Genomic DNA, 12,263 nt, shown 5'->3' on the forward strand with positions numbered 1-12,263 from the left:
ACGACGCACCTCATGGATGATTAGTACGCTAAAGTCTCTATTGCATGAGCGAAAGTCCAAATATGAATTCTGACCCTTTCTCTGATCTGATCCAGTTAATGACCGCTCGCACAGTCGCCTCCGGGGGATTGGTGGCCGGAGGCACCTGGGCGCTCGAAATCCCACCGCCCAATGGCATCAAATTCTGGGGTGTGGCCCGAGGTGGGTGCTGGGTCAAACTCGAAGGTGTCAGTAACCCTTTGCGGCTTGAGGGCGGGGACGTTCTGCTCCTGACCGCTCCTCGGTCGCTCGTGATGGGTAGCGACCTCAGCACACCCCGAACAGAGCTCGATGATCTGCTGAGCAAACGGGATGGTGCGATCTCACACTTGGGCGAAGGTGATGACTTTTTCATGATCGGTGGCAATGTTGCCCTGGCGCACGCGGGCTCGGATCTGATTTTGGATGCGCTCCCACCTTACCTTCACCTGGATGCGAAATCGCCCGTAGCTTCCACGCTGCAGTGGCTGCTGGATCAGTTGGTGAGGGAACGGCAGGAGGATCGTCCTGGAGCAATTGCGGTAGCGTCGCAACTGGCCCAACTGATGTTTATTCAAATCTTGCGCACGCATCTCGAAACAACGCCGAGCGTCGCAGGAGGCGTGTTGAGAGCTGCATGTGATAGACGTTTGGTGCCTGCGTTGCGTTTGATTCACAGTGATACAGCACGCGCTTGGCAACTCAGCGAGCTTGCGGCCTCCAGCGCCATGTCGCGGGCAGCGTTCTGCGCCTACTTTAAGCAGGTAGCCGGGATCGCTCCCATTACCTACCTCACTATGTGGCGAATGCGTCTGGCGAAGCGGGCGCTGGTGGAGGAGCGTGTGCAGGTCTCTGAAATGGCGCCTCGATTTGGGTATGCATCTGAAAGCGCTTTCAGTAATGCTTTCAAGCGCGTGACAGGCTTGTCACCAAAGCATTATCGGGAAAGCGCAACGCTCTGACCAAAAGCTCTCTAACCCATCTTCTGTCGTGTTCCTCGACCCACGCCCGTTCCAACGCTGTGTCGCGAGCTTGTTCCGCGACGCCCAGAAAACGTCCGAACGCCGGGTTGTGATTGGATACACATACGTGTCGGGCCAGGGAGCTGCAAGCCGATTATCAGAGGCTATGCAATTCAGCGGCGATACGAGCAGGACGCTCTGCTAGCAACTGACGCGCGGAGTCGGCAATCATCACCACGCCTCCGGCGAGCATCAACACATCCTTGAGCACCAGCCTTCCCCCGCCTGACAAGTAAGGGAATCCGTAATCCGCATCTCCGAGGTTTTGCACCCACGCTTCTGGCGTTGTGATGAGAAATGACAGCGTCACAAGAGGGGTAAGAAACGCAAGCAGCGATCCCACCATGCCAAAACCGGGTGAGAAGAGGTAGGAAAGCACCAAGAGGCCGATCAGGATCTCCACAGTGCCTAACCCCTGGGAAAAGCTATACGTGTGGTTGGCGGTCTGCCATTCGCGTTTGGCCGGATCAAGTTGCCCTTCATGGGTCAGGTGTTCTTTGTATTGCTCGGGGTGAGCATAGAACAGAGACATTACCGGGTTGTTCGCAACGAATGGGGTAATGCTATCTGCTTCGTAAGGCACAAACTTTAGAGCGCCAATCCAAAGGAAGATAATGGCGACGCCGAGACGGATCAAGTGTATGCCGATTTTGTCCAGGTGGCTGGAACGGACCAATAAGCTTTGGATGATAGGTCGTGAGCTATTCATGGATGAGTCATCCCGTCAGTTAAGTTGTAGAGAGAGTACGATCGCGAAATGAAGTTGGCATGTTCAATCGTCTCATTTTCTTGTCCGATACGCTCAGCGACTGCAGGCGAGCATGCTCTGGTACAGCGCTGACGAATGGAAACTCTCAAGAATTTCTGAATTGAAGCAATTCCGGCAATGTAGATCTCCGATAATCGCTCATGCCCCACCCTCGACATTACATGGCAATCGTATGAGAAGTAACTATCCTGCAGCACAGGTCACTGACACTAATGTATAAGCCAAGAAATCACATTTTCATTAATGCGAAGAAACTCTTCCTGCGTTGCGTGGCTTTCCGAAGCAGTGCCTGGCGAGCAAGAATCCGATCATCCATTATCGAATCCAGCCAGAGGACCAGCCATGTACACTCCCCGCCGCCATCTCAGCCGAGTCAGGCATCTCGGCAACGCCCTTGGTGCAGCGCTTTTCATCATGTGGGAGATGCAGAGCCGATTTCACTTCGGAGCTCGCACCACGAAAACAGGCAGCACCAGGTCCATGACAAAATCGTGTGATGCTGGATGCTCTGGTCGAATTTGAATCGATTGGCCCAACCTATCCCCTCAGTTGCGGCAGAACATGATGAATTCCATGATTGAAAAAATGCAATGGAAGCGATTGAGCCACGGGGTGATCAACATCGGTCAACTTCTGTTCATCTATATTATTTGGTTAGGCTCCGGACGGGTCGCCACCTTCTTTCACCTTCCGATTTCGGGGGGCGTATCCGGTTTGTTCATCCTTTTACTATTACTGCTGACCCGAATTGTCCGCCCTGCTCTAGTAGAGAAAGGCGCCGAGCTATTGCTTGCAAACATGATGCTGTACTTTGTCCCGCTCGTGGTGTCCGTCATACAATACACGGCGCTGTTTGAAAGTATCGGTTTTAAATTGATGGTTGCCATTTGCGTCGGATTTACAGCCGTCATGCTGGTGACTGCTTTGACAGTAGACTGGTTTTTCCAGTGGACCCGCAAACGCCTTCTTCAGTCGCATTTGGCAACACGCAAACGGCGGTTGACAGTGCCCCGCTTCGACCAAACCAGCTGAGACACGCACCATGTCATCGCATCTCATCGCCTTTCTTTTTCTGGTCATGACCGTGGTTTCTTTCTACTTGGCACAATCGATATATAGACGTCATAGAAAAATCTGGTTAGTACCGGCTGTGTCTTCTTCGTTGTTTATAATTGCGTTGGTAGAAGCCACGGCCACGTCCTACGACCTTTACTTTCAGGACACCCAGTGGCTGGTGTGGTTGCTTGGCCCTGCGACTGTCGCTTTCGCCTTACCGATTTACCAACAACGAAAACTGATTATCCAGTACTGGCTTGCCTTGGTGATGGGAAGCTTGGCGGGAATCGCGGCATCCGTATGCGTAACGCTGATTCTGGGGAAAATGCTCAGCCTCGATCCGCTAATCGCACATAGCTTACTTGCACGCTCAATCTCTACCCCATTTGCGCTCGAGGCCACCACCCATATGGGCGGATCAGCACAACTGACCAGCCTTTTCGTTGTGGTCACCGGCTTGTTGGGTATTATTTTTGGCGAGGTGATCCTCGCGCTTCTACCACTGCAATCCAAAGCCGCGAAGGGAGCCCCCCTGGGCACGGCCGCTCATGGCTTCGGGGTGAGTGTCGCTAAGTCTTTGGGAGCTGAACAAGGCGCGGTGGCCAGCCTTACGATGATCTTCAGTGGAGTGATCATGGTATTGCTGGCACCTGGAATTGCGGCCGTGATCGGTTGAATCAGCGCACCTGAGTCCGCTAATCCGAGCGTAGGCCCCAACCACCTGGGGCTTGAACGCAGACGCGTAGACGGAAGGCGGGCCTCGCTTCTGCTTACAGCTGCGCCAAGTTGAGCACCAGTAATTTGCAGGCTCAGCCGTTGTTCGGCCCCGTAGGCTTGGCTCTGCCGGGGCAGAACCAGTTCACAAGCAAAATTATCGCTGTACTGCAACGCATTTGATCTCCACGAGGATGCCGGGACGAGCCAGTTCAGCGACACCTATACATGTCCACGCACAAGTGATCCTGGGAAAGATTGCATCTTTCACACGTCTGAAGATGGGCATGTGATGGTGCATATCGACGTGATATGTCGTCATGTCTACCACATCTTCAAATGTGCAGCCCCCGGCTTCCAAGACGAGCCGCAGGTTGCCCCATGCTGCATTAAACTGCTGCTCAGGATCTTCGATAACGGACAAGTCTGGCGTGCGGCCTACCTGACCGGCGCAGTACAGAGTTTTCCCCACCTTTACAGCCGGTGCATAACCAGCGCGTTCGCTGAGAAATTTCATAGCGTCTGGAACAATAATCTCGCGGTCAGACATGGTCGGGGAAGCCCTGAATTTAGACGGATACGAACGCTAACCCGACTGCCAGAGCGGCGTCCACTTGGGATCCGCAAGCAGGCATCTGGCGCCAACTGCTTTGAGCCATGGCCAGGATCCCGTCACGGCCCTGGGCACTGCCGAACCCCGGAAGTTCGAGGGAGGCGTCCAGATGCCAGATGTCACGCAGAAGCGCCGCATCGACGCGGTCGAATGCGTTCGCGTAAGCACTGATAAGTCGATCTATTGCAGCGCGGCTTTCTAGCGCCTCGAGTCGAGCGCTCAGAGTTTCAATGTTCAAAATGATCCCCTTACAGGAAATGATCGCCCTGTCCCGACCTTCTTCCCAATGAAATCCGGGCCAAGGTGCGGGCGTGTGACTTTTTCAGTAGACGAAAGTTGGAGTTGGCGGACGGACGGGCACCCTATGGTTAGGCCACCGTCCAAGCCAAGGGTTGCCTCATCGATCATTCGCGAATGCCCAAACAAAACTTCAGATTTGAGACAAGCCACCATCGACCATCAACTCGACGCCGTTCACGTACCTGGCGTCGTCAGAGGCCAAAAACAGCGCGGCGCTGGCGATGTCTTCAGGTGCGGCCATGTAGCCCAATGGCGTGATTTCCTCCACATATTGGAGCAGAGCGGCGATGTCGCTCTCACTCATCTTTAGCCCGTTGTCCATCAGCGGCGTGCGGGTGAAGCCTGGGCTCAATACGTTCGCGCGGATTTTGCGGCCCTTGAGTTCATTGGCCCAGGTGCGTGCGAATGATCTCACCGCCGCCTTAGAGGCGTTATAAAGGCTCAATCCTTCCATGCCGTTGCTTGAACAGATCGAGGCGGTCAGGACAATGGACGCCGCGTCTTTCATCAGGGGCAGCAGCGTCTGAACGCTGAAAAACACGCCTTTGACGTTCACGTCGAACATTGAGTAGTAGGCGGCCTCGCTGGTCTCTCCTGTCGGGTTCTTCTCGCAGATCCCGGCATTGGCGAACACGGCGTCCAACTGATCTTCCTGTGCCTCGATTGTTGCCTTGAGTGCATCGAGATCGGGCTGGTGCGAGACATCAGATACCACGGCGACAGCCTTGTCACCGAGTCTGGCAACCGCCGTCTCCAGCGTGAGTGGCGAACGCCCAGTGATGTAAACGCGTTTGGCGCCCTCGGCGATCAAGGCTTGTGCAATGGAAAATCCGATCCCCGTGGACGCGCCAGTCACAACGGCAACCTGATCGCTGAATTTACCTGACATATCTGACTCCTCAGTCCTGAATAAATGGTCGGTTTATCCATGGTGAGCCTGATCGGAGCAGAACGGCACTGACAGGTATGAACAACAGCCGTGCAGTTTTGTCAGGCGAAAAGCGAAGAGCAATTACCTAAATTCAGGTCATCACTCAAGCGTCGACGCGAGCGATTGAGAAGTTAGTCCGACGGACGCTTGGCCTTTAACTATTCGCCTTTTTCGTCGTGAAACCTGAGCGTTCACACAGGATGCCTGTCATGTCTCAAATCCAAACCGAAAAACCCGAGCCGCGGCGCTGGTTGATGTTCGCCATATTGCTCGTAGGTGCGTTTCTTCCACCTCTGGATTTCTTCATCGTCAATGTTGCGCTGCCCTCCATACAGGATGATCTGGGTACGGCATCGTCTGCCGAGCAACTCGTAATCTCGTCCTATGCGGCGCTCTATGCTGTGACGCTTATCACCGGCGGGCGGCTTGGCGATCTGTACGGCCGTGGGCGGATGTTCTTCCTCGGCCTGCTGGGCTTCGCCGCCGCGTCGGTAATGTGTGGTCTGGCGCCTTCGCCGTGGATCCTCATCCTGGGACGCGCCTTACAGGGCGTGACCGCAGCAGTGATGGCACCTCAGGCACTCGCATCGGTGCAAGCAATTTTCCCAGCGTCGGAACGACCTCTCGCACTGAGTTTGTACGGCGCCGTGTTTGGACTGGCGTCTGTGATCGGTCAGGCGCTGGGAGGGGTTCTGATCACGCTCGACGTAATGGGCATGGGATGGCGGGCGATATTTCTGGTCAACTTACCGATCGCATTGCTGGTTATCGCGTTCGGCATTCCCGTGCTCAAAGAAACCCGTGCGCTGCACGCGAACAAGCTAGATCTAGTGGGCACGGGGCTGTCGATGCTGGCTCTGACCGCTTTGGTCGTGCCGCTGATTGAAGGTCGCGAAGCGGGATGGCCCTTGTGGGCTTGGGTGTCGCTCGCCGCAGCCCCGGTGCTGACAGCGATGTTCTGGCGATACGAGACCCGCCTGCACCTCAGCGGGGGTACACCTATCCTAAACCCGGCAGCACTGAAAGCACCAGGCTTGGGCCGAGCGTTGTTGGTCGCGTTGTGCTTCTACGCACTCGGTGTGTTTTTCCTGCTGCTTTCGATCTATGTGCAAGGCGCATTGCACATGACAGCACTGCAAGCCGGTCTGATCTTCCTGCCGTTCGGCGCGGGATTTCTGATGGGACCTCTATCTGTGCCTCTACTCAGACGCGCCATTGGAGAGTACGTGAACCCCGCCGGCATGGGACTGGAAGTACTGGGCCTTCTATGGCTTGCCTGGCTCTTGACCAAGACGCCGACCACCTTCGCCCCGCCCTTCTGGCCTCTGACTGCCATCCTGTTTCTGATAGGGTTCGGACAAGGGCTCGCGCTGCCCACGCTGATGCGAATGGTCACGGGGCGGGTCGCGCCAGCGTATGCGGGGATGATCGCAGGCATCACCAGCGCCACGTTGCAAATCAGTACATCGCTGAGCGTCGCACTCATCGGCGGCGTTTTTTATACCGTGCTGGGGAATCAAGCCTCAGCGGTCAGTATCACTCACGCCTTTACGATCTCTGTTCTGTGTATCGCCGCGTGCCTGGCCGTGGGAACTGCCTTGAGTCTGAACCTGTCGCGGCAGCCAGCGGTGGCGCTAGAAGCGTCCGCTGCTCGCTCGACCTGAGAAGCTTTACCGTTGTCCCCTGTCGCCGATCATGCTGGAGGCAAGGTCGGCCAGTGCGCGAAGCCGATCCATCTGGCGCATGTCCCGGTGATACCCCATCCATATGTCCCGACCTGGCGGTGGCTCGCCCTCATCAAGCAGCCGAAGGCCCGACACTGAGTCGCCGAGGACGCGCGGCAAGACGGCGAGGCCAAGCCCCTTCGCGCACATCTGCGCCTGAACCGTACGGCTGCTGCTGGTGAACACGGTGTGCGCCAGCGGATAGCGCTGTTGTAGCCACTGCACATCCGGATAATGTGCCTGGGCTATATTCATCAGAATCAGGCCCAGACCTTCGCCGTCCAGGTGCGGCGTTGGGGCATTCTGAGCCGCGTAGAGCCCGTACGGCAGGGTTGTCAGCTTGCGGTGGACGATGTCCGGTTCGGTAAAGGGCACGATCCGAAAGGCGATGTCGGCATCTCGACGAGCAAGGTCGAATAAACGATGCCCGGCGATGACTTCGGGAACGATCAACGGATGCCGTCGCACCAGTTCAGTCAGGACCGGCGATAACACATGGCAAGCGAACCAATCAGCCGAAGAGATGCGCAACAGCCCCTCCGCTTGATCGCCATGTCCTGCCAGACGACGCTCTATAGCCAAAGCGCTGTGTTCCATATCCTGGGCCAGACTGAGGATTCTTTCGCCACTGTCCGTGAGCACCATTCCTTGCGCAGTGCGCAGAAAAAAAGGTTGCCCACTGGTTTGTTCAAGCACCTGCAAGCGCCGCCCAACCGTGGGGTGACTGACCCCCAACAGTCTGGCAGCGCCACCAAGCGAGCCGCTGCGGGCGATTGCCAGAAATATCCGCATGTCACTCCAGTCCATGCCCCACCTCATATATAAAAGAACGACGAGGTTGCAGCAATGGCAGTCTCGCAGCAATCCCCGAGATACAGAGTTTCAATCCATCAAACCCACCGAGAGGCTTCAACATGAACATCGGCTGTATCGGAACGGGCAGCATGAGTTGCGTCATGATTCCCCTGCTGTTCTAAGCAGACCGACAACCGCACCTACGCACGCTTTGACGGGCTTGGAAAAGGCGAAATTCTGATTGGCCCGCTGGTACTGTCGTACGTTTGCTCAAGACGTATGGCCATGGTCGATTCTGCCCTCGCATTTTTGATGTCGCGGGGTGACGCTGTCATTCCTGATCACCACAATCGCCTTTGTCCCGAAGATCTTCCTGTTTGATTTTGAAAGACCTTTAGCGGCCTCCAGCGAGCGGCTGCTATCGGTTCAGGCTGTGTGAAAAAGCGCTAAACACCTCGAAAACTGAAAGTCGCTAGGGATGCCTATGGAATCAGATGGCGGAAGCGCGAATTAGCTTAATCAGTGACATAGACGTTCGTAATGCCGTTTGGGCCGCGTCAGCGGCCCAAACGGCTTCTAACTGGCGGGTCAAGTGGCTGGGTTCACGCCCTGATCGCCTCAAGCGGTTCTGCGATGCCGAAGATGTTCATCATTCGTTTGAGGTTGTAGGCGAGCACATGAAGACTCATCTCAGTGCTCACCCTCGGCTGGATTTTGGTCAGGAAGGGGGCACTTCCCAGCCAGTACTTTAGCGGTATGCGTCCGGCAAAGTCATCTAGCCCACACTAAAAAGCCAAGACACGGTGTGCACTTAAATTTAAGTGGACACCAGCTCCAGCCTTTTAAGCGGGTATTTCATGCAGCCACAACGCCGTTCCTACTCCAAATCCTTCAAGGCCCAGATCATTCAAGAGTGCGCACAGCTCGGCGCTTCGATTGCCAGCGTCGCCCTCAGCCATAGCCTCAACGCAAACCTCGTCCACAAATGGATTCGGGGGCAAGCGCAGAAAAGCACGGCGCTACAACCTGCATTCATTCCGCTGCCTATCCAGTCGGCAGGAATAAATTCGCAAGCTGCATCATCAAATATCTGCGTTGAGATCCAGCACCCGCGTGGCACCGTCAAAGTGAACTGGCCAACTGAAAGTGCTGCTGCCTGCGCGACCTTTCTTCGAGACTTGCTGCGATGATCCGCATCGACTTCATCTGGCTCGCCACGGAGCCGATGGACATGCGCGCTGGTACCGAGACGGCGTTGGCCAGGGTGATCTCGGTGTTTGGTGCGGCGAAGCCGCACTGTGCTTATCTGTTCGCCAACCGCCGCGCCACTCGGATGAAAGTTCTGGTGCATGACGGCTTCGGGATCTGGCTGGCTGCTAGGCGGTTGAATCAAGGCAGGTTTCACTGGCCAGGCATTCGCCAAGGCGCCGAAATAGAGTTGGATACCGAGCAACTCCAAGCCCTGGTATTGGGCCTGCCATGGCAACGCGTGGGTTCCGGCGGCGCGATCACACGGGTTTAACGGCTGCCATTAGCCTATCGATCTATCGCTGCGAGTTGTCTGGTCTGGCAAAATCGGCACCATGACTTCTCTTCCTGCTCTCGACCACCTGCCCCCTGAAAAACTGCGCGCGTTGGCGGCGCAGTTGATGCAGCGTGTCGAGACGCTCGACCTTCAAGTAGAAACGCTGGATAAGACGGTTGAGACGATGGGCAAGAAGATCAACCGCGACCATACGGTGATTGAGAAGCTGACACACGAGATCGCACAACTCAAGCGTTTGAAGTTTGCCAAGCGCAGCGAGCAGATGAGTCCTGAGCAAGCCAGCTTGCTTGATGACCTCATCGATACCGATATCGCGGCGATTGAAGCAGAGTTTCAAGCCTTGCAAACAGTGCCAGCGGCGACCGAGAAAAAGCAGAAGCCCAGGCGCACTGCATTACCAGCTGAGTTTCCACGCACGCTGATCCATCACGAACCGGACAACAGTCACTGCCCATGTGGCTGCGCACTCAAACGCATCGGTGAAGACGTCAGCGAGAAGCTGGACTACACGCCCGGCGTGTTTACTGTTGAACGCCATGTCCGTGGCAAGTGGGTCTGTGATGACTGCGAAACGCTGATCCAGGCGCCGGTTCCGGCGCAGGTTATCGACAAGGGTATTCCGACCGCTGGTCTACTTGCCCACGTCATGATCGCGAAGTTCTCCGACCACCTGCCGCTTTACCGCCAGGAATCGATTTTCGGTCGGGCAGGCTTGGCAATTCCACGTTCAACCTTGGCTCAATGGGTTGGCATGACTGGCGTGCAGTTGCAGCCTCTGGTCGACGCGCTGCGTGACGTAGTGCTCGGGCAGCAGGTCATCCACGCCGATGAAACACCGGTGCAGATGCTCGCTCCGGGCTCGAAGAAAACCCATCGTTCCTATGTTTGGGCATACGCCACCAGCCAGTTCTGCGAAACAGCGGCTGTCGTTTACGATTTCAGCCCCAGCCGCGCCGGTGAACATGCTCGCAATTTCCTGCAAGACTGGAAGGGCAAGCTGGTCTGTGATGATTTTGGCGGTTACAAGGCCAGCTTCGAACTTGGTGTGACCGAGATCGGCTGCATGGCCCATGCGCGGCGCAAGTTCTTCGAACTGCACGCTACCAACAAAAGCACACTCGCCGAGCAAGCCCTGCGCTATTTCCAGTTGCTTTACGAAATCGAGAGCGAAGTCCGCCACCTGAAGCCAGATTTACGGCGCCAAATACGGCAAGAAAAATCCGTACCGGTGATGGATATGCTGCATGCCTGGATGATCGCCCAGCGCAATCTCGTGCCCGAAGGTTCGGTTATCAGTAAAGCACTCGATTACAGCCTGAAACGCTGGGCATCACTGTCGCGCTACCTCTATGACGGGGCCGTACCCATTGATAATAATTGGGCGGAGAATCAGATTCCGACCGTGGGCGTTGGGACGAAAGAACTGGCTCTTTGCAGGATCATTGCGTAGCGGCAAACGGGCGGCGGCGATCATGAGTTTGATCCAGTCGGTACGGCTCAATGGGCATGATCCGTACGCCTACTTGAAGGACGTCCTCACGCGCCTGCCGACGCAACGGACGAGTAAGCTTACCGAACTGCTGCCGCATCAGTGGGTGCCCGCTCAGCACGTTTAGTAACCATGATCGGCAGAGAGCTGCCTATAGACGCTGGAAGGGACAGGCAGAAAGCCAAAAGTGGCCATTCCCGGTCACTCTCGACTAACCAACACAATGCATGAGCGCTGGTGTCCACTGCGCTGCACGTTCCACAGCCGGGCGCCACTACGTCAATCTTTATCCTGCAAAGGCTGCTTGGACGTCGATCATCATTGTCTACTTGCGAACATCAGGACGAAATGCGAGAGATGCCAGTGGCCATGCGCATGAAGCTATCGAAGGCGCGATCAGAGAGGAGTCTGCGCATGAAGATCATGGGCTTGGCACCGAACCCTACCGCATAACGCGTCCTTGGACGGCGGGCACTAACGGCCTTTGCAATCGTGTCGGCGATCAGCTCAGGTGGAGACTGGCGCTTGCGGCTGGCTTCGCCGTCCATCGACTCTGCCATCGCCTTTGCCTGGCCGGCATAGGCCCCTCTGCCAGAGACTTCGCGTAATTTATCGGCGGCAATGCCAGCCCACTCGGTCTTGACCCCTCCCGGTTCGATTACCACTACGTCGATGCCGAATGGTTGCACTTCCATGCGCAGGCAGTCACTAATCGCCTCAAGCGCGAACTTGGTGCCGTGGTACCAAGCCCCCAGCGGTGTGTGGATTTTGCCGCCCATCGAGCTAATGTTGATGATAGTTCCTGAGCGCTTCTGGCGCATGTGCGGCAGTGCCAATTGTGTCAGGCGGACAGCGCCGAACACATTGACATCGAACTGGGCGCGGGCCTCGTCCAGGGAGACGTCCTCCACGGCCCCGTATGAGCCGTAACCGGCGTTATTGACTAGCACATCGATACGGCCTGACTTGGCGATAATCTCTTTGATCCCAGCCTCCATCGATGCATCATTTGTCACGTCCATCGCCAGGACTTGGATGCCAGCATTGACCAGTGGCTGCATCCGGTCAATACGGCGTGCGGCAGCATACACCGTATAGCCGAGGCCTTTTAGCTTCAGAGAGGTGGCTTCGCCGATGCCGGAAGATGCGCCTGTCACGAGAGCAACTTTGGAGTTCATTTCGATAGTCCTTGGGAAGGTTTTTTGTGCGGGGTGGCGGATATTAGGCTCGCCTCTGTGCCATCCACTTTATGCAGTGGGCGGCACCATCGCCCTAGCGATCCGCGC

12 protein-coding genes and 2 pseudogenes are annotated in these 12,263 nt (G+C 56.2%); 7 read left to right on the forward strand and 7 right to left on the reverse strand.

Features of this window, described 5'->3' with window-relative positions; translation table 11 throughout:
* Nucleotides 1-44: 44 nt before the first annotated feature.
* A complete protein-coding gene (locus ACI5GA_RS03755; RefSeq protein ID WP_404632694.1) occupies nucleotides 45-980 on the forward strand; it encodes an AraC family transcriptional regulator in 936 nt (311 codons plus the stop codon).
* A gap of 157 nt (nucleotides 981-1,137) precedes the next feature.
* Here the strand turns inward: ACI5GA_RS03755 and rclC are convergent, their stop codons facing one another.
* Complete coding sequence (gene rclC / locus ACI5GA_RS03760; RefSeq protein WP_421421791.1) at nucleotides 1,138-1,749, reverse strand: reactive chlorine resistance membrane protein RclC; 612 nt, start codon at nucleotides 1,747-1,749, stop codon at nucleotides 1,138-1,140.
* A 633-nt stretch (nucleotides 1,750-2,382) separates the two neighbouring features.
* Here rclC and ACI5GA_RS03765 point away from each other — a divergent pair.
* Both ACI5GA_RS03765 and ACI5GA_RS03770 read left to right on the forward strand, forming a co-directional pair.
* Nucleotides 2,383-2,841 (forward strand): CidA/LrgA family protein, encoded by a 459-nt coding sequence (locus ACI5GA_RS03765; protein ID WP_404632697.1) that lies wholly within the window; start codon nucleotides 2,383-2,385, stop codon nucleotides 2,839-2,841.
* A 10-nt stretch (nucleotides 2,842-2,851) separates the two neighbouring features.
* Complete coding sequence (locus ACI5GA_RS03770; RefSeq protein WP_404632698.1) at nucleotides 2,852-3,541, forward strand: LrgB family protein; 690 nt, start codon at nucleotides 2,852-2,854, stop codon at nucleotides 3,539-3,541.
* Between the two features lie 195 nt (nucleotides 3,542-3,736).
* Here ACI5GA_RS03770 and ACI5GA_RS03775 read toward each other — a convergent pair whose 3' ends face one another.
* The 3 genes from ACI5GA_RS03775 to ACI5GA_RS03785 all read right to left on the reverse strand — a co-directional run bounded on the left by ACI5GA_RS03775 (nucleotide 3,737) and on the right by ACI5GA_RS03785 (nucleotide 5,381).
* A complete protein-coding gene (locus ACI5GA_RS03775; RefSeq protein ID WP_421421793.1) occupies nucleotides 3,737-4,129 on the reverse strand; it encodes a RidA family protein in 393 nt (130 codons plus the stop codon).
* A 19-nt stretch (nucleotides 4,130-4,148) separates the two neighbouring features.
* Complete coding sequence (locus ACI5GA_RS03780; protein ID WP_404632700.1) at nucleotides 4,149-4,430, reverse strand: nuclear transport factor 2 family protein; 282 nt, start codon at nucleotides 4,428-4,430, stop codon at nucleotides 4,149-4,151.
* A 192-nt stretch (nucleotides 4,431-4,622) separates the two neighbouring features.
* A complete protein-coding gene (locus ACI5GA_RS03785; RefSeq protein ID WP_404632701.1) occupies nucleotides 4,623-5,381 on the reverse strand; it encodes an SDR family NAD(P)-dependent oxidoreductase in 759 nt (252 codons plus the stop codon).
* A 251-nt stretch (nucleotides 5,382-5,632) separates the two neighbouring features.
* Between ACI5GA_RS03785 and ACI5GA_RS03790 the strand changes: the two genes are divergently transcribed.
* Nucleotides 5,633-7,087 (forward strand): MFS transporter, encoded by a 1,455-nt coding sequence (locus tag ACI5GA_RS03790; protein ID WP_421421795.1) that lies wholly within the window; start codon nucleotides 5,633-5,635, stop codon nucleotides 7,085-7,087.
* 6 nt (nucleotides 7,088-7,093) lie between these two features.
* Here the strand turns inward: ACI5GA_RS03790 and ACI5GA_RS03795 are convergent, their stop codons facing one another.
* Both ACI5GA_RS03795 and ACI5GA_RS03800 read right to left on the reverse strand, forming a co-directional pair.
* Nucleotides 7,094-7,954, reverse strand: a complete 861-nt coding sequence (locus ACI5GA_RS03795) for a LysR family transcriptional regulator (RefSeq protein ID WP_404632704.1) — start codon at nucleotides 7,952-7,954, stop codon at nucleotides 7,094-7,096.
* Nucleotides 7,955-8,544: 590 nt separating this feature from the next.
* A pseudogene (locus ACI5GA_RS03800) lies at nucleotides 8,545-8,694 on the reverse strand (IS5/IS1182 family transposase); the annotation flags it as partial.
* A 105-nt stretch (nucleotides 8,695-8,799) separates the two neighbouring features.
* Between ACI5GA_RS03800 and tnpA the strand changes: the two are divergent.
* From tnpA to tnpC, 3 genes and pseudogenes are all read left to right on the forward strand, one after another.
* On the forward strand, nucleotides 8,800-9,132 hold the full coding sequence (gene tnpA, locus ACI5GA_RS03805; protein ID WP_421421798.1) for an IS66-like element accessory protein TnpA: 333 nt from the start codon (nucleotides 8,800-8,802) through the stop codon (nucleotides 9,130-9,132).
* Entirely contained in the window at nucleotides 9,129-9,464 is a 336-nt protein-coding gene (tnpB, locus tag ACI5GA_RS03810) for an IS66 family insertion sequence element accessory protein TnpB (protein ID WP_421421800.1), read from the forward strand. The genes tnpA and tnpB overlap by 4 nt, the downstream gene beginning before the upstream one ends.
* 61 nt (nucleotides 9,465-9,525) lie before the next feature.
* Nucleotides 9,526-11,104 (forward strand): annotated as a pseudogene (gene tnpC / locus ACI5GA_RS03815) (IS66 family transposase).
* Nucleotides 11,105-11,315: 211 nt separating this feature from the next.
* On the opposite strand, the gene ACI5GA_RS03820 reads toward tnpC, so the two are convergent.
* Nucleotides 11,316-12,155 (reverse strand): oxidoreductase, encoded by an 840-nt coding sequence (locus tag ACI5GA_RS03820; RefSeq protein WP_421421802.1) that lies wholly within the window; start codon nucleotides 12,153-12,155, stop codon nucleotides 11,316-11,318.
* Nucleotides 12,156-12,263 lie beyond the last annotated feature (108 nt).

Origin of the sequence: Pseudomonas sp. Pseu.R1 (genome assembly GCF_045764065.1) — a bacterium.
GTDB lineage: Bacteria > Pseudomonadota > Gammaproteobacteria > Pseudomonadales > Pseudomonadaceae > Aquipseudomonas.